13 protein-coding genes are annotated in these 17,041 nt (G+C 43.4%); 10 read left to right on the top strand and 3 right to left on the bottom strand.

Annotated features, from left to right (window positions below):
• The first annotated feature begins 5 nt into the window (after positions 1 to 5).
• Positions 6 to 179, top strand: coding sequence for a hypothetical protein (locus tag E2R51_RS19775; protein ID WP_165967176.1), 174 nt, complete (start codon positions 6 to 8; stop codon positions 177 to 179).
• A 604-nt stretch (positions 180 to 783) separates the two neighbouring features.
• Here the strand turns inward: E2R51_RS19775 and E2R51_RS08750 are convergent.
• Positions 784 to 1,785, bottom strand: coding sequence for a LacI family DNA-binding transcriptional regulator (locus E2R51_RS08750; protein WP_133376671.1), 1,002 nt, complete (start codon positions 1,783 to 1,785; stop codon positions 784 to 786).
• 362 nt (positions 1,786 to 2,147) lie between these two features.
• Between E2R51_RS08750 and E2R51_RS08745 the strand changes: the two genes are divergently transcribed.
• The 5 genes from E2R51_RS08745 to E2R51_RS08725 are packed head-to-tail and all read left to right on the top strand — an operon-like array spanning position 2,148 to position 7,194.
• Entirely contained in the window at positions 2,148 to 3,455 is a 1,308-nt protein-coding gene (locus E2R51_RS08745; RefSeq protein WP_133377071.1) for an ABC transporter substrate-binding protein, read from the top strand.
• Positions 3,455 to 4,333 carry a carbohydrate ABC transporter permease gene (locus E2R51_RS08740; RefSeq protein ID WP_165967202.1) on the top strand — a complete coding sequence of 293 codons (879 nt, stop codon included), beginning with the start codon at positions 3,455 to 3,457 and terminating at the stop codon, positions 4,331 to 4,333. The genes E2R51_RS08745 and E2R51_RS08740 overlap by 1 nt, the downstream gene beginning before the upstream one ends.
• Complete coding sequence (locus E2R51_RS08735) at positions 4,320 to 5,147, top strand: carbohydrate ABC transporter permease (protein WP_133376669.1); 828 nt, start codon at positions 4,320 to 4,322, stop codon at positions 5,145 to 5,147. Before E2R51_RS08740 ends, E2R51_RS08735 begins: the two co-directional genes overlap by 14 nt.
• 23 nt (positions 5,148 to 5,170) lie before the next feature.
• On the top strand, positions 5,171 to 6,118 hold the full coding sequence (locus tag E2R51_RS08730) for an MTP-1 family protein (protein WP_240733020.1): 948 nt from the start codon (positions 5,171 to 5,173) through the stop codon (positions 6,116 to 6,118).
• On the top strand, positions 6,115 to 7,194 hold the full coding sequence (locus E2R51_RS08725; protein ID WP_133376668.1) for a BtaManbiosPhlase: 1,080 nt from the start codon (positions 6,115 to 6,117) through the stop codon (positions 7,192 to 7,194). The genes E2R51_RS08730 and E2R51_RS08725 overlap by 4 nt, the downstream gene beginning before the upstream one ends.
• A gap of 337 nt (positions 7,195 to 7,531) precedes the next feature.
• Here E2R51_RS08725 and E2R51_RS08715 read toward each other — a convergent pair whose 3' ends face one another.
• The gene (locus E2R51_RS08715) at positions 7,532 to 8,269 is read right to left on the bottom strand and encodes a MurR/RpiR family transcriptional regulator (RefSeq protein ID WP_133376666.1); all 738 of its coding nucleotides are present in this window, start codon (positions 8,267 to 8,269) and stop codon (positions 7,532 to 7,534) included.
• A gap of 246 nt (positions 8,270 to 8,515) precedes the next feature.
• Here E2R51_RS08715 and E2R51_RS08710 point away from each other — a divergent pair, with 246 nt between their 5' ends.
• The 3 genes from E2R51_RS08710 to E2R51_RS08700 all read left to right on the top strand — a co-directional run bounded on the left by E2R51_RS08710 (position 8,516) and on the right by E2R51_RS08700 (position 14,897).
• Entirely contained in the window at positions 8,516 to 10,477 is a 1,962-nt protein-coding gene (locus E2R51_RS08710) for a fructose-specific PTS transporter subunit EIIC (RefSeq protein WP_133376665.1), read from the top strand.
• 77 nt (positions 10,478 to 10,554) lie between these two features.
• A complete protein-coding gene (locus E2R51_RS08705; RefSeq protein WP_133376664.1) occupies positions 10,555 to 13,224 on the top strand; it encodes a glycoside hydrolase family 38 N-terminal domain-containing protein in 2,670 nt (889 codons plus the stop codon).
• The gene (locus E2R51_RS08700; protein ID WP_133376663.1) at positions 13,221 to 14,897 is read left to right on the top strand and encodes a sugar phosphorylase; all 1,677 of its coding nucleotides are present in this window, start codon (positions 13,221 to 13,223) and stop codon (positions 14,895 to 14,897) included. Before E2R51_RS08705 ends, E2R51_RS08700 begins: the two co-directional genes overlap by 4 nt.
• A 272-nt stretch (positions 14,898 to 15,169) precedes the next feature.
• Here the strand turns inward: E2R51_RS08700 and E2R51_RS08695 are convergent, their stop codons facing one another.
• A complete protein-coding gene (locus E2R51_RS08695) occupies positions 15,170 to 15,625 on the bottom strand; it encodes an ABC transporter permease (RefSeq protein ID WP_133376662.1) in 456 nt (151 codons plus the stop codon).
• A gap of 261 nt (positions 15,626 to 15,886) precedes the next feature.
• Here E2R51_RS08695 and E2R51_RS08690 point away from each other — a divergent pair, with 261 nt between their 5' ends.
• A complete protein-coding gene (locus tag E2R51_RS08690; RefSeq protein WP_240733019.1) occupies positions 15,887 to 16,789 on the top strand; it encodes a vanadium-dependent haloperoxidase in 903 nt (300 codons plus the stop codon).
• Positions 16,790 to 17,041: the final 252 nt, after the last annotated feature.

Raw genomic sequence — 17,041 nt, 5'->3', positions numbered from 1 at the left:
GGAATATGCCTGAAATATTATCATCAAAGAAGTTCATCCCGGTTTATTTTATCGTTGGTACTTTATCTATCATCTTTTTTTGGATGTTGGATTTTCCATGGCTATCTATTATGTTGTTATCTGGCTCGTGTTTTATTCCTGGTATCGTTTTTTTGGGTCTGCATGAGGAAGAGAAATAATGGGTTATGGGTGCGCGCCAGGCTGACCGATAAAAGTGAAATGTTGATCGATATAGTGAGAAGCATGATCGATAAAAGTGGAAAGATGTTAGATAAACCGTCATAAAAGAGTTCCGTGAACGATATACGGAGCAAGAAGTACGATAAGCTATGAAAGATGATCGATAAACTGCCTGCGATGATTGATAAACGGAAAAAGATGTTCGATATATGAATAGGCGAGTGGACCGCGGCTCGGCATCGGCTGCTACTGGCACGCTGCTATGGGCCCCGAACCAGGCTGACCGATAAAAGTGAAATGTTGATCGATATAGTGAGAAACATGATCGATAAAAGTGGAAAGATGTTAGATAAACCGTCATAAAAGAGTCCCGTGACCGATATAAGGAGGAAGAAGTACGATAAGCTATGAAAGATGATCGATAAACTGCCTGAGATGATCGATAAACGGAAAAAGACGTTCGATATATGACCAGGACCGCCGCCCGCAGCTAGGCTTCTCTCTGCTCCGAGCGAGATCCACGGACCGCGCATGATCCTCGCTTCTGCAGAAGGTTCAAATACAAAAAAGGCAGTTCCTCAAACATTGAGGAACTGCCTCTTTTTATCGTCCGGCTGTCGACTCACGCTCAATTAAAACCGTCGGCAGCAAAAGCTCAAACAAGGGCTCGTCTGGATGATCGATCCGCCAGGAAAGCTGTTCGACGGCTTTTTTTCCGTAGAGTCCGAGATCGATGCCCATTGTGGTGATTTTTGGGGTTGAGATTTGGGACAGCTGGCCGTTGTCAAAACTGCAGACGGAGGCTTGCTGTGGTATTTTTATACCGTCTTTTTGCAGCTTGGAAAGAACTAAGAAGCCTAAGCCGTCATTCACGCAGAACCAGGCCGTGGGCTGTTTTTTGGCTTGGCTGACAAGCTGATTAATGTCTTCCTCTTCCTCATTCGCATGAAGAAACATCACCTCAGGATCCGGCTCAATGCCGTTTTCCCTTAATGCTAGCTGATACCCTTCCCACCGTTCCTGATAACTTGGAGAGATCTCAACATTTCCAACAAAGGCAATGGACTGATGTCCGAGCTCAAGCAAATGCTTCACCGCCTTGTAGGCGCCAAATCGGTTGTTGGTCAGGATCGCATCCGCCTGAATGAGGGGGTGGTGATGGTCAATCATGACGGTTGGAATTCCTGTTGCAATGATTTTATTTATATACTCGTTGCTGATATGAGAAAGAATTAACACCCCATCTACCGAGTTGTTTTGAATAAAGGGAGGCAGGATCAGGTGTTCTTTTGCGTGAGCGCTGATGGAATGAATAAATAGATTCATCCCGCGGTTAATCGCTTCTTTTTCTGTGCTTAAATAAATTTCTCCAAAAAATCGTTTTTGAGAAAAAGCGAAATCAGAGGCGATAAGACCGATGTTTTTCAGCGGGCTTGCCCCATTTTTGGCTGTTTTGTATTGGTAGCCAAGCTCTTCAGCGGCTTTTTGAATCAGCTGGCGGGTGGACTCACTCACGCCCGGCTTGCCGGAGAGTGCCTGTGAAACAGAGTTCTTCGATATTTTTAGATGATCGGCTATATCCTGCATCGTAATTTTTTTAGGCATTATTGATTGATCAACCTTTCCACGTGGGGTTCAGAATGTCTATGTGCTTACATGATAAATTATAAGGACAAGTATGTTTGTAACGTTACAAATTAAATATAAACGATAAATGTAAAATAGTAAATTAAATCCACCTAAAATTTCTGAAAATTTAATTGACTTTATCTAAAAGTAATGTGATAATTCATTTGTAATCTAAATAATAACGTTACAGAATATAAAAATAATGTTTGTAATGTCAACGCTCGTGCAGTTGTTCAATCGGGGTCAATAAAGAATGATACCTGAATTCTTTTGAGAGCGAAAATGATAGCGCTGTCAAATGGATTCGGATAAAAAATTAGGGGGCTATTACATTGAAAATGAAAAAAACATCTCTGTTTCTATCCACGTCTATACTTGCTGCTGCGTTAGCAGGATGTTCGACCGGACAAGGTTCCGGTTCTGAAGATGGCGTCACAACGATTGAATTCTGGGCAGCTCCCAATCCTACTCAGCAGGTTTACTGGGAGGAAATGGCTGAAGCGTTTGAAAAAGAAAATGAGGACATCAAGGTGGAAGTGAGTCCCATGAAAGAAAGCCCGACCTCTGAAGCCGGCATCCAGACAGCCATTGCCGGAAAAAGTGCTCCAACCATGTCTGAAAATATCAACCGCGGTTTTGCAGCCCAGCTGGCTGAAAGTAAAGCATTGGTTCCGTTAAATGAAATCGAAGGGTTCGATGAGCTTCTGCAAAATCGAAGCATGGAAGAGACCATTAAAACCTGGAAGTTCGCTGATGATAATCAATATGTGATGCCGATCTATTCAAACCCTATGCTGTTTGGCTGGAGAATTGATGTACTGAAGGAAGCCGGTGTAGAAGAAGTGCCGAAAACGTACAGTGAGATGCTTGAGGCAGCGGATAAATTAAAAGAAAAATTCCCCGATAAATACATTTGGGCAAAAGCTGATCTTGCTGATCCAACAGCCTGGAAGAGATGGTTTGATTTCTTCATGCTGTATGATGCAGCTTCTGGAGGCAACAACTTTATTGAAGGAGATCAATTTGTAGCCGATGATGCGGCAGGAATTGAAGTGCTTCAATTAATGGATGATCTTCGTGAGAAGGATGCCCTTCTAACGAAGCAGGCAACGGATCCGTTTGAAAGCGGGCTTGGCGTTTTCACTGATATCGGTCCTTGGACGTTCAGCTACTGGGAAGAAAAATTCCCTGAGATGGTTTACGGGGAAACCTTTGATCTTGCACTGCCTCCAGTTCCGGATGATGTGAGCACTGAAAATGTGAATACCTTTGCGGATACAAAAGGGATCGTCGTCTATGCTTCGGCAACAGAGGAAGAGCGTGCAGCAGCGATGGAATTTATGAACTTTGTTTATTCGGATCCTGAAAATGATTTGACGTGGCTTGAAACAACTAAGCTGCCGCCTGCCCGTGATGATTTATCAAGCAATGAAGCCTTTGCTTCGTTCTTTGAGGAAAACCCGGAATTAAAACCATATGCAGATGCCATTCCAAATGCCATTCCTTCTATTGATAATGCGAAATACAATGAGCTTCAAACGCATATTGGCAGCATGGCTGTAAATCCAGTTGTGGAAGGGACCATTTCTCCGGAAGATGGCTGGGAAGAAATGAAACGCGCCATAGAAGGGGAGCTGAAAAAATGATGAAAAAAAGGTTTAATGGGACGGGCTGGCTATTTGCCAGTCCCTACCTTTTTTACGGGATCATTTTTTTCATCATCCCGCTCATATGGTCCTTTTATTTAGCGTTAACGGACTGGAACCTGATCGCACCTGTTTATGAATTTATAGCTTTTGATAATTTTATTGAAGCGGTACAAAACCCGGGTGTTCAGGCTGCTTTCTTTGTCACCTTTAAATTTATGGCTGCCTTTGTTCCTATGGTTATTGTTTCTTCATTGGTTGTTGCGCTTGTCGTTCATGGACTGCCAAGATTTAAAGGGTTGTTTTTAATCGGATTTTTCCTGCCATATTTGGCATCAGGGGTTGTATCGTCTCTTATTGTAAAAGGACTGCTTTCTTATAACAGCTCGATCAACGTGGTTTTGCGTGACAGTTTCGGGCTTGACATTGACTGGTTAAACTCACCGCTGTCTGCCTTACTGGTGGTCGCAGCAATTATCGCCTGGAAATTCACCGGCTACTATGCATTAATTTTGACCGCTGGATTTGAAGGCATTAACAAAGAAATTTACGAGGCAGCTGCCATTGATGGAGTGACTGCATCACAGCGTTTCTTTAAAATTACGCTGCCTCTTTTATATCCTGCTTTATTTACGACCTTGATTCTTTCCATAGGGGTATCATTTGGAATCTTTACCGAGGTGTATCAATTAACGGGCGGCGGGCCGAATTATGCAACGAATACCTGGCAGATGGAGATTTTTAATCAGGCATTTACGAACCTGAATGCCGGCTATGCTTCAGCTGTTGCGATCATTGCATCCGTTGTCACCTTTGTTGCGATCTTAATGATCCGAAAAATTCTTGAGGTTTGGGGGAAACGTAATGGTTGGGTCTAGTAAAGGGCTGTTATTCCGCTACATCATTGCATTCGCCTTGCTCAGTGTCATGGTGTTTCCGTATTTATATATGGTGTTAAATTCGTTTGCTGCCTGGGATCAGGTGGATAAAAGCATCATCCCGAGCAGTTTTTCATTCAGATCCTATGAATGGCTGTTTACAGGAGGAGAAGGGGGTACATCAAGACCCTGGATCCGGTCCTTCTTTAATAGTGTCATCGTGTCGAGTGCTTCCACGGCATTAATGATGGTGTCCGGTGCCATGGTGGCCTTTGCGCTCGCCAAAATGAAGTTTAAAGGCCGTGCGTTCATTAATAACGCTGTGTTATTTCAAATGTTTTTCCCGGCAATTATTTTGCTGATTCCCACCTTTTTGATCGTTCAAAATGTGGGAATGTATGATTCGTATCTTGCGATGATTTTACCGAAAGCATTGAGCTTATGGGCTGTGTTTATGTACACGAACTTTTTCCGGGCGATTCCCGATACATTTATTGAATCTGCACGCCTGGATGGTGCCAACAATTTTCAAATTTTGCTTAAAATCGTACTGCCGATGTCCAAGTCCATTACTACCGTCATCTTCCTGTTTCTGTTTATGGAACGCTGGACTGAATTATTGTGGGACATGATCGTTGTGAGAAGTGATCATATGCTGACGCTTAATGTGTTACTGTCTCAAATGTTTGGCCCTTACGGCGGTTATCCGGGTCCTTTATATGCGGCATCCGTAATTTTAACAGTGCCGATCATTATCCTGTTCTTATGCTTTGCGAAGCAGTTTAAAGAAGGCATGCAGTTCACATTAAAATGATGAATGGTTTGGAGGAAAAGTTAATGAATATGACCGTTAAAACATGCGCTGTCCTGTTAGAGGAATTCAAGAAAAAGGAGCAGCCTATACAACCCAAAAAGCTCCTGTTTAGCGGAGTGGGAACTAGAGATGTTTATAATATTGCTGCACCGTTTGAGGATGCTGGCGAATCCGTTATTGCCGGCAGAGTGGAAGCGCGTGACAGTGAAGAATCAGAGGTAGTTTTCTTTGTGGAGCGCGAGGGTCAGTGGGTGCCAAGAAAGAACGCACCGGTATTGAAATTGCAGGATCCTTTTTGGACAAAAATAGCGGGAGAGCTTGTGCTAGGAGGGGTTGAGACCTTTCCGCATCCAACGCTTGAGAATGCTCTTGGCTGGCGGACTGTTTTTTATAAAGGAAGTTCGGTTAATGAGTTGAAGGCATTTGCCAGCGGACCGGACGGGATGAAAGACCTGAGGCTGATTGAGCTTAAGGACGGCACGATTGGCGTACTCACAAGACCCCAGGGCGTCAAAGGGGGAAGAGGCAAAATCGGTTTTACTGTGATTGCTTCTGTTGGGGAATTAACGCATGACGTGATCAGCGATGCACCTCTTTTAGAAGGGCAGTTTGCTGAAGGTGAATGGGGCGGAGGTAACGAGGTTCATGTGCTGTCAAATGGGTTATTAGGTGTCCTCGGCCATATTGCATGCTTTGATGAAGAGGGGAACAGGCATTATTATCCGATGGTTTTCTGCCTGGATCCACGAACGAACCAAGCAACAGTAATTGAACTGATCGCTGCCAGAAGCAACTTTTTAGAAGGAGCTGCCAAACGTCCTGATTTAGTGGACGTGGTATTTAGCGGAGGGCTCGTTCGCTTGGAGGACGGCACTGCTAAGCTCTTCGTTGGAACGAGTGATGCGGAAGCGCAGCGGATTTCAATGAGTGACCCGTTTTTACCTTATGAGAGAAAGGACAGGATTGTATGAACGTCTATCGCTATGAAGAAAACCCGCTTGTCACACCTGCTGATGTAAAGCCTCACCGGGAGGATTTTGAAGTAATCGGTGCCTTTAATGCGGGCATTGCAACTTATAAGGGGGAAGTGATCATGCTCTTAAGAGTAGCGGAACGCCCCATTTCAACCCATGCTGATCGTGTAAAGTCACCGGTTTTTAATGTTGAAACGAATCAGCTGGAGATTCTTGAGTTTGAATTAAATGATCCAGCCTATGATTTTTCCGATCCGCGCATCATTGTGGAGCAGGGGGAGGATCAGTTTCGTTATCTAACATCGCTCTCTTACTTGCGCATTGCAAGAAGCAAAGACGGCCGTCACTTTACGATTGACGATGCTCCGTTTATCTATCCTTCTACTGCTCTTGAAACATACGGCATTGAAGATCCCCGCATTACTCAAATGGGAGATACGTATTATATATACTTCAGCGCTATCTCAAAGTCAGGAGTTGGCGAGGTGCTGGTGTCGACCACTGATTTTGAATCGTATGACCATCATGGCATGATTTTCTGTCCTGAAAATAAGGATGTGCTGATTTTTCCTGAGAAAATAAACGGAAAATATTATGCCCTTCACCGCCCCGTTCCAAAAAGCAAGGGTGATCCGGAAATCTGGATTGCAGAATCTGATAATCTGCTTTACTGGGGCAACCATAAGCATTTGATCGGGCTGCGCGACGGAATGTGGGATAATGGCCGGATCGGCGGGGGAGCTGTTCCCATCAAAACCGATCAGGGATGGCTTGAACTGTATCACGGTGCATCGAAGGATAACCGCTACTGCATGGGCGCTGTGCTGCTCGATTTAAAGGATCCATCACAAGTAATTGCCCGCTCTGAAACACCGATTCTTAAGCCGGAAGCCTCCTATGAAGTGGAAGGGTTTTTCGGCAACGTTGTGTTTTCATGCGGAGCAGTCGTGGAGGGTGATGTTGTGAAAATGTATTATGGCGTCGCCGATACATCGATGGCTTGTGCAGAACTAAGCCTTAAGGAAATTCTTTCTTCCCTCGTTTATGTGGAGGAACCGAGCAGACAGGTGTAGGAAGCTGATAGAGGAGTTTGATATAAAAAAAAACCATTCCACCGTGTAAAAGGCCGGTGAAATGGTTTTTTTGTCTTTTAAACGAGGCTGTTGATTTCCGCTGAAGGCGCTCGCTTTCCGCGGGGCGGGGGTGAGCCCTTTTCAACGCTTCGCGCTTCAAAGGTCTCACCTCTCCCGCTACATCCCGCAGGAGTCTCGCACCTTCAGCTCCAATCAACGGTGTACAACTAAGAATAGTCGAACTGAACAGAGCTTTGTAGCAAAAACTACAGCCACCAAACCGTCCTTGAGCCAGCTTGAACGCCTGCACTGAAAAAACAAGAGCTCAGCTCACTTGCTATTTTTTCAGGTAACTTGCAAATAATAAGTCTATAAGGAGCATTAAAGTGGATCTTGCTGTAATGTCGTACCCTGCAAAGTTCACCTTTTCAACGGTCATACTCAAATTCGTTTTAACGATTTTTCCCAAAGTGGAATCAGATGAGTTGGTAATGGCGGCAGTATCGACGACTTGATAGGACAGCTTTTCTGCAGCCTGAATAAGCGTTTTGGTTTCACCGCTTGTTGAGATGAAAAACACCAGGTCATTCGGTTTAACCATATTCGGAAGGAGATCGATCATATGCGATTCATACGTATAGTAGGTTTGTTTGCCGGTCTGCATCAGAAGTTTGCTGAAGTACTCCGCCATCATTTTTGACAAGCCGACTCCGACAATGATCACTTGTTCTGCTCTTTTGATCCGATCACTTAAATTTTCCAGCTCGTCCGGCTGGATAGTATCAAATGCGCTGATAAACTCCCGCTTATACAGCTCGATCGGACTGTCGCTGGATCGCTCCTGTTGCTGGGAACTTTTTTTCAGCATGTACTTTAACTCAGAAAACCCCTCGAGTTCAAGCTTGTGGGCCATTCGTATAATGGTCGTGGTGCTGACGGCATTAACCTTTGCGATTTCAGTGAGCGACAGATGCATGGCGTCCTGCAAATGCTGATCAATATAATAAAGCACCTGTTTTTCAGTTGATGTTAATTTTGCTAAATGATTGCCAAACTGATCAAGTATTTTCCCCATCTGTGTTCCTCTTTTCGATGCCATTCTTTCCTCAAGTATAGCATTCCCATTTTCATTCTGTACAAATATACAGAGACTGTACAATTGACCTGGCCTTTTATGTGATAAAACTATAGATAGCAGGTTGAAAGTGCTTTCATAAAGATTGAGTTAAAAGCTCATGATAACTAAATGCACAAATTTTATTAGAGCGGAAATCAACATCCCAGCTTAACAAACCATGAAAAAAAGACAGGAGTGAGATTCATGCAGCTTAGAAATATGACACATCCAAACTTAGTATTGTTTGATGTTGAAGCTCATACAAAAGAACAAGTCATTAAACAGCTTATTTCAGAGTTGAATAAAGAAGGATACCTGGAATCTGAACAGGAATTTTTGAAAGCGGTTTTAGAGCGGGAAGAAATTTCTCCCACTGGTCTTGAAAGAGGGCTTGCGATCCCTCACGGAAAATCGACTTCTGTAAAAAAAGCGGCATTTGCTGTTGCACGCTTAAATACACCGTTAGCAGGCTGGGAAAGCATTGATCCAACCAATCAGGTTCAGCTGGTGTTTTTAATTGCCATTCCGGAAAGCGAAGCAGATTCGACCCATTTAAAAGTATTATCGACATTAAGTACAAACCTTATGAAGGATGGTTATTTAGAAGGGTTAATGGCAGCCGAAACGCCAGAAGCTTTTATGAATCGTCTGGATGAGGAAAAAGTAAACGAGCCTGCAGCCGATCAAACGTTTACCAAAACGGTTGTCGCGGTTACGGCCTGTGCAACTGGAATTGCCCATACGTATATGGCAGCAGAAGCGCTTGAAAAAGCAGGAAGAGAGCTTGGCGTCCGTGTGGTGGTTGAAAAGCAGGGAGCAAGCGGCATCGAGGATGAACTGAGTGCTGATTTGATCAAAGAAGCAGATGCGGTCATTTTTGCGACTGACATCTCTCCTAAAAATAAAGAGCGTTTTGCAGGCAAGCCATATGTGCAGACAAGAGTGGCTGAGCCGTTAAGAAAAGGAAAAGACATGGTGCAGAATGCGCTGAATAATCCTGATGGCGTGGTGGAAAAAGGGGAAGCAGACGACATGTCTTCACCGGCATCATCTGGCGGAGGATTTTTCAAGGATGCTGTCCAAGCGGTTATGACAGGAATTTCCTATATGATTCCCGTTATCGTTGCAGCAGGATTAATGATGGGAATTGCCAAGCTTGGCGCGATGCCATTTGGTCTTGTAAACGAGCTTGGAGACCCGCAGTACGCGACTCATTCAAATGAGCTATTTGTTATCTTGCATCATTTAGATAAGTTTGGTGCATTAATCTTTAAGTTTATGTATCCGATTTTTGCCGCATTTGTTGCTTATTCACTGGCTGACCGCGTAGGATTGGTCGCAGGTTTCATTGGAGGCGCCTTTGCAGGGGGACTTCACCATACATTCTGGGGAATTGAAGAAGGCATTCCTTCAGGTTTCCTTGGCGCTTTATTTCTTGGTTTGGCAGCCGGCTACATTGCCCGCTTCCTAAATCAAAAAATCCAGCTGAACAAAAATTTCCAGGCGATGAAACCAATGTTTCTTATCCCGGCCATCAGTGTACTTTCAATTTTCTTCTTAAACTTTTATCTCGTCGATCCGATGTTTGGCGGCTTAAATGTATTGCTGCGAAATTGGATTGAATCAGCTCAAGGGACAGGGGATGTTGTCCTTGCGTCAATCATAGCATCCGCTACCGCATTTGATTTAGGGGGACCAATCAACAAAGCTGCCGGCGCCATTGCAATTGGACTTGCAGCAGATGAAGTGTATCCTTTAACTGCCCGCGTGCTTGCGATTGTTATTCCGCCGATCGGACTTGGTCTGGCGACGGTTATTGATAAATTTGTTGTCGGCCGCCGTGTATTCCCGGCAGATCTTCGTGTAGCAGGAAATACATCACTGCTGCTTGGGTTTATCGCGATCAGTGAAGGAGCGATTCCGTTCATGCTGCGCAACCCGCTTATTACGATTCCAATCAATATCATTGGTGCGATTTTAGGTGCTTCAACAGCTGTATTACTGGGAGCTGTGCAATGGCTGCCACTTCCGGCAATCTGGGGCTGGCCGCTGGTTGAAAACCTATGGGCTTATTTACTTGGATTGGTTGTTGGTGCAGGATTTATCGCATTTGCCAATATCTTCGTCCGCTTTTCCCTTGAAAAACGAAAAGAACGGAACGCATAACATAATAAGGGGTGCATCTTGAAAAAAGATGCTCCCCGTTTCTTTTACTGCAATCACGATTTGGGAGGAACTTAAAGATGAAACAAAAAAAAGTATACGTCGTACCGCATTCCCACTGGGATCGTGAATGGTACTTTACAATAGAGGACTCAAACCTATTACTGGTTGAAAATATGGATCGACTGCTGGACGTAATGGAAAACGATCCTGCTTATACGGGATATGTATTTGATGCCCAGTCGTCTATATTAGATGAATATCTAAAGATTCGCCCTGAAGAAAAAGAAAGATTGAGCAGGCTGATTTCAGAAAAACGCATTTTTGTGGGACCGTGGTATACACAGGCTGATTCCCTGCTTGTGAATAAAGAATCGCTTATACGGAACCTTCTCTATGGCACAAGAATTGCAGAGAAGATGGGACACAGCATGAACATTGGCTACCTCCCTGATATCTTTGGTCAAAATACGTATTTGCCTTCTATTTTTAGTGAGTTTAATATCGACTACAGCGTGTTACAACGCGGAATTTACACCGATCAACTAAACGGGGATCTGAATTTCATCTGGCAATCTCCTGATGGAAAACGCGTTAAAGCCAATAATATCTTTTATGGCTACGGACCGGGCAAATTTTTATCGGATGACGACACGTACATGAATGAACGTCTTCTGCCTATTTTAGAGAAGCTGGAAGATCTAAACCAAAACACGGACCATCTGCTGCTGCCTGCAGGAGGAGATCAGGTGCTCGTACGCGAGCATTTCCCATCGACTGTTGAAGCGCTAAATGAAAAAGATGACCGGTATGAGTACGTTTTATCAGACTTTGAAACCTTTATGGAAGAAACGTTTGATTATGAAGATCGATTTACTAACGTGATCGAAGGTGAGCTGATTGCTACCCAGAAATCACGCATTCACAATACGATTCGGTCTCAGCGATACGATATTAAAAAGTTAAATGCCATGGCTGAAGAGAAAATGATCTATCAGCTTGAGCCGCTTGCCAGCATCGCAAGTTCTCTTGGCATTCGCTATCCTGGCAAATGGCTTGATGAAATGTGGAAGATGCTCTTTGATGTTCATGCCCATGACAGCATTGGCGGCTGTAATTCCGATGATACGAACCGGGAAATTGTGAACCGCCTGACGAAAGTAATCCGTTTGGCTGATGGCTGCCTGAATTTAATTAAAAAGCAAATGACGCAGGCGGTTAGCAATCAGACTGGAAAGGATTCCATCCTCATGCTGTTTCATCTGCTTCCAAAGCGTTTTGAGGGGTCTCAAAAAGCAGTCATTTTCACCAAAGAAAAAGCGTTTACTGTTAAGAATCTGAGCGGTAATTTGATCGAAATGGACTTGCTGAACCAGGAATATATGAGCGGCGGAAAACTCATTGTAGTAACAGCTGACGGAGAAAAAGAAGTGGATGCACCGGGGTATTACCGGAATGAAATTTTGCTTCAAAATCTTTCACTTCCGTCGATGGGGTATGAAGCTCTTGAAGTTATTGATGGTGAAGCGGCAGATGAAGCCCTTATTGAACGTGAGGCTGCGGATTCCATTGAAAATGATTTTTTACGTGTATCAAACGAAGAAGGAAAGCTTCATTTGTTCGTAAAATCGACTGATCAGACCATTTCAGACTTCGTTCACTTTGAAAATGTTGCAGACGCAGGGGATTCATACGATTTCTCTCCACTTGAAAACGATGAGCCGATCCTTTCAACAGAAGCTCATTCCGTTCGCGTAGAATCAAGAGCGGGAGTCGAGTGGATGGAGGTCAAGCATACACTTACTGTTCCGGCTGATTTGGATAGCCGCTTAAACGGTGAAGAGACGAAGGAACTGACGATTGTATCTCACCTTGAACTGCGGAAGGGCGAGCCGTTCATGCGTGTATCGCATGTGATCAATAATGAAGTGAAGGATCACCGTGTAAGAGTGCTGCTGCAAACATCTGTTGAAGGGGCAGGTCATTCATTTGGCGATCAGGGGTTCAGCTTAATACAGCGTCCAACTGAAAATCCGTATATGGAAAATTGGAAGGAACAAAAGTTTGCAGAAGCGCCGGTACCGATCTATCCACTTGAAACCTTTGCAGGAGTAAGCAGCCCAAATGGCAAGGCTGCCGTCATCACAAAAGGCATCAAGGAGTACCAGGTTGTTAAACGCACTGGTGAAATCGCGCTGACACTGTTTAGAAGCGTCGGACTGCTTGGAAAAGATAATCTTGCATGGAGACCGGGAAGGGCGTCGGGGATCAACAATAAAGTTGTGACCACCCCAGATGCCCAAATGCAGGGTGAAATGATCTTTGACTATGCGCTGCACTTTTCAGAAGGCGGCAATGAAGAAGAATTGTTCTCGATTGCAAGTCTATATAATGATCATCAGGCAAGCTACCAGAAGCAGAGCCTGAACTCATTTGAAGAGCGTCTTGACCGCTTTGAAATTCCTTATCCAATCAAGGAATTACCGCCTGTGTTCAGCTTATTCGAAACAACAAATGACCAGGTAATCTTCAGCTCAATGAAAAAAGCTTATGACGATCATGATCTGATTGTTCGTTTATATAATCCGACGAGTGAAGCACAAACCATTCATTTAACAAGTGAGCATATGCAATCAATGGCTGTGGCGAATTTAAATGAGAAAAATGAGCAGCAGGTAGAAAGTGATGTAATCATTCAGCCAAAAGGGTACGTAACCCTTAAACTTCGCACGAAGGAGCAGATAGTATGAGTTTTTCATTCCAGGCGGAAAGTCTGTTAAAAACCATATACGGTGATGAGTACAAGGATGGCTATAAAAAACAAATCGAGTCCTTAGTAGAAAAGTGGAAGAAAGAAAACTGGAAAGAAGTATCGTCGGTAACGGAGCGGAATGTCTATCTGATTACGTACGGTGACATTGTGCAGCAAAAGGACGAACCTGCGTTAAAAACGTTAAATACTTTTCTTACTGAACACGCAAAAGAAGAAATAACCGATGTTCATCTACTGCCAATGTTTCCTTACACGTCCGATGATGGCTTTTCAGTGCTGGATTATCGTACGATTGATCCAAAGCTTGGGGACTGGAAGGATATTGAACGTCTGTCTGACAGCTACCGGTTAATGTTTGATTTTGTAGCGAATCATATGTCCAAATCAAGCGAGTGGTTTCAGGGTTATTTAAAGAACGACCCGAAATATCAGCATTATTTTGTTTCACATGATGAAGAATTTGATGCTTCAAAAGTCGTCCGGCCGCGTACCAGTCCCCTAATTCATGAGTATGAAGGCGGAAAAACAGCCTGGACAACCTTCAGTGAAGATCAGGTGGATGTGAATTTTGCCCATTTCCCGGTCCTGCTGGAAATGACGACAATCCTGCTGGAATATGCACAGCGGGGTGGAACGAGCATTCGTCTGGATGCCATTGGCTTCATGTGGAAGGAATCAGGGACGAGCTGTATTCACCTTCCGCAAACCCATGCAATTATTCAGTTATGGCGGGAGATTCTTGATGAACTGCAGTTAAAAACGCTGCTCATCACGGAAACCAATGTGCCGCATAAAGAAAACATCAGCTATTTTGGAAACGGTGAAAATGAAGCGCATATGGTTTATCAGTTTTCACTTCCGCCGCTTGTGTTGCATTCTTTCACGACACATAACGCAGAAACCATGAGTCATTGGGCTAAAACGATTGATAAAGTGTCTGATAAAGCAACGTATTTTAATTTCCTGGCCAGTCATGATGGAATTGGAATGAGACCGACAGAAGGTATTTTAAGTAACGAAGAACGAACGGTTCTTGCAGACAAGGTGCTTCAAAATGGCGGCCGCGTAAATTATAAGAGCAATCCGGATGGCACGGAATCGCCCTATGAATTAAACATTAATTACATGGATGCCCTGATCAACCAGGGGGAAGATCAGGAGGAAGACATCCAGGTGCAAAAAATGCTCGCTGCCCATTCGATTCTCTTTTCTGTCATGGGTGCCCCGGCAGTTTATTATCATTCTCTTCTGGGTTCCGGGAATGACTACGAAGGGCTTGATGCATCAGGCATTAATCGCCGCATCAACCGTGAGAAATTTGACTATGAAGAGCTTGTTGAACAATTGACAACCTCCTCGAGAAGACAAAAGGTATTCAGCGGGATGAAGAAACTAATTCGTACGAGACAAAATGAGTCAGCACTTTCTCCGTTTGCCAAGCAGGAAATTCTTGACCTCGATAAGCGTGTCTTTGCCGTGCAACGTCATAATGAAGAGACAGGCGAAGAGCTTGTATGTTTGGTTAACACATCCAACGAAGAGGTTGATGTTTCCGTTCCATACGGCGGGCGGGATCTTTGGAGCAATGGAACGGCCGGAGCGATGGTTCAGCTGCAGGCTTACCAATTTGTTTGGATTAAAAAGAAATAAAAGATAAATAGAATGAAGCTGATGATCGGTTATGCCCTAACTGATCATCAGCTTTTTTAATGCAGTTTTAAACTTTTTAGCTTCAAGATTAAAGCGTATAAACACTTATCTATATCATTACCGCAAATGGTTATGAGAAACTATTTGGACCCGCTTTATGAAGTGATTTATACAAGGGGATAGAGTAGTAATTCTACTAACTCAAAACTGCATAAAAAAAGAAAAAGGGTCATTTACAACCTTTTTCTTTTACTGTCGCTATCAGTTTTTAACTATAATTCTATCAGTCTTGCTGCAGAGAAATTTGTTGTATTGTTGCTTGGCAAATTCGCTTTAATCGTGCCTGGTACAGAGCTTTGCATTAAAATTTCCACCTCGTCCCCAGCTGCCAGCTTTAATATGGCCGCTACTTGTACAGCGTTGGCAATTTCAACTCCAGTTCCCCAAAAATCATTATCTCCAGCTTCATACGGAGTTTCATTAATATTAATGCCAACCCGTGCCCTGTAATTCTGATCAAAGCTTTCCGGTTCAAATGAGATCGTTCCGGTAATCAGATAGATTCCATCCTTTTTGGGACTATAAACAGAACGAACCGGCCGATATTCATGATTCAAGTCATACTCTTTATCGTAGAAGAAAACCTTTGTTTCCTCATTTGCTTCCACCTGCTGGTCTTCATTTGAAACAGCCCGAAAAGCAGAAGGCTTTGTAAAAAATTTAAACATTTTTTCACCCCCCATTTTTTCATTGAGTGCCTGAAACAAGATCACTCTCATTATTCTATGCAGCTTATAAAACAGAGAATGGGAATTCTAGTTAAATAAATAGAATACCTAGTAAATTGCTAGAAAAAGAACGTGTATTTCATTGAAAAAGCACCGGCTCTGAATAACTGCGTATTAACTTATCTCTTCATTGATACGTAATTACACAATCCTATCCTCCTTCCTCTTCATAAACTAATACATGGAATGGAGATGAAAGAAATGGAAAAATACCTGAAATGGTCTAAGGAACCCTATGGCGGTGAAAAAAATCCGCCAAAAGATCCGGTAACTCCCCTTGCAGGTGATTGGCCGCTGGCGTTTTTAAAACGGAATAAACGGGGAGAATTCTTAGATCCGGAAGGAAGAAGGCTGAGCTTGCCCATTCTTCACCCTGATCGTATTGATTTTGGCAAAGAGCTCAAGGCCGTTCAGCACACTTTAAATAATTTAACACCTGAACAAGAAAATATCGGTATTTTTTACGGTACAGGTGTTCCAACGAAGCAGTGGACTCCGGTTATTGACCGTTTAATTGATTCCTACGGGATATCTCCGGTCTACGCTGCAAGAATCCTTGCCGCTGTTCAAATGGCGATCAATGATACGATGATTGTAGTGTGGGATCTAAAATATAAATGGGATACAGCAAGACCGATTCAATATGACCATTCACTTGAACCGTTGCTGTGCACTCCAAGGTTCCCATCTTATCCGTCCGGCCATGCCAGTATGTCAGGCTGTGCAGAGGTGGTGTTAAGCTATTTCTTCCCTAAAGAAGCATCGAAATTAAAGAGATTCGCAGAAGAAGATGCCATCAGTCGTCTTTATACAGGGGTTCACTTTCCGGTCGACAACGATGAAGGACTTAAGCTTGGAAGATCTATCGGGAACAGCATTGTCCAGCATTTGCAAGACCAGCGTGTCATGGATGGGGCAATCGATCAACCGCAGGAAACGTTTAGAAATGCCGACTTTTTTTCCGCTGAATTTAATCAATTTATCCCGTATGATTTTTCAGCCGATTGTACCTCCAATGTGAGATCAGGAAAAGAATTTTCACAAAGACGTATTGCTCCTGATTTTACAAAATCCGGCCCATCCAAGCCGAAATTGTTTTACTAGCCTTTTGCTTTTATTCACCGTAAGAACCGCTCGATTTCATTTAAAGAGCGGTTTTTCACTGTGTTTTTATGCTTGTTGACGGAACTATCAAACGGTTTTTTAACAGCTGAAGGTGGTTGTTAAATTAAAACAAAGCTGCTGTGAAATACTTCTAATCCAAATAGCAGGATGGATGAAAATCATTTCTACATCTTCCAGTATGCTTAAAAAATATTTTTTATAAAAACGCTTGCAATCTTTTAAACTTGTCTA

This window comes from Jeotgalibacillus sp. S-D1 (assembly GCF_004358665.1).
In the GTDB taxonomy this organism is placed as follows: Bacteria; Bacillota; Bacilli; order Bacillales; family Jeotgalibacillaceae; genus Jeotgalibacillus.
Note: the sequence above shows the minus strand (reverse complement) of the source record. Positions and strands in the feature narration are given on the sequence as shown.

Bases quoted from the DNA above. Each gene is read 5' to 3' on its own strand.
- E2R51_RS08725 (WP_133376668.1), top strand. From the start codon at position 6,115: ATGAACGTCTATCGCTATGAAGAAAACCCGCTTGTCACACCTGCTGAT.
- E2R51_RS08750 (WP_133376671.1), bottom strand. From the start codon at position 1,785: ATGCCTAAAAAAATTACGATGCAGGATATAGCCGATCATCTAAAAATA.
- E2R51_RS08745 (WP_133377071.1), top strand. From the start codon at position 2,148: ATGAAAAAAACATCTCTGTTTCTATCCACGTCTATACTTGCTGCTGCG.
- E2R51_RS08730 (WP_240733020.1), top strand. From the start codon at position 5,171: ATGAATATGACCGTTAAAACATGCGCTGTCCTGTTAGAGGAATTCAAG.
- E2R51_RS19775 (WP_165967176.1), top strand. From the start codon at position 6: ATGCCTGAAATATTATCATCAAAGAAGTTCATCCCGGTTTATTTTATC.
- E2R51_RS08695 (WP_133376662.1), bottom strand. From the start codon at position 15,625: ATGTTTAAATTTTTTACAAAGCCTTCTGCTTTTCGGGCTGTTTCAAAT.
- E2R51_RS08690 (WP_240733019.1), top strand. From the start codon at position 15,887: ATGGAAAAATACCTGAAATGGTCTAAGGAACCCTATGGCGGTGAAAAA.
- E2R51_RS08700 (WP_133376663.1), top strand. From the start codon at position 13,221: ATGAGTTTTTCATTCCAGGCGGAAAGTCTGTTAAAAACCATATACGGT.
- E2R51_RS08735 (WP_133376669.1), top strand. From the start codon at position 4,320: ATGGTTGGGTCTAGTAAAGGGCTGTTATTCCGCTACATCATTGCATTC.
- E2R51_RS08740 (WP_165967202.1), top strand. From the start codon at position 3,455: ATGAAAAAAAGGTTTAATGGGACGGGCTGGCTATTTGCCAGTCCCTAC.
- E2R51_RS08710 (WP_133376665.1), top strand. From the start codon at position 8,516: ATGCAGCTTAGAAATATGACACATCCAAACTTAGTATTGTTTGATGTT.
- E2R51_RS08715 (WP_133376666.1), bottom strand. From the start codon at position 8,269: ATGGGGAAAATACTTGATCAGTTTGGCAATCATTTAGCAAAATTAACA.
- E2R51_RS08705 (WP_133376664.1), top strand. From the start codon at position 10,555: ATGAAACAAAAAAAAGTATACGTCGTACCGCATTCCCACTGGGATCGT.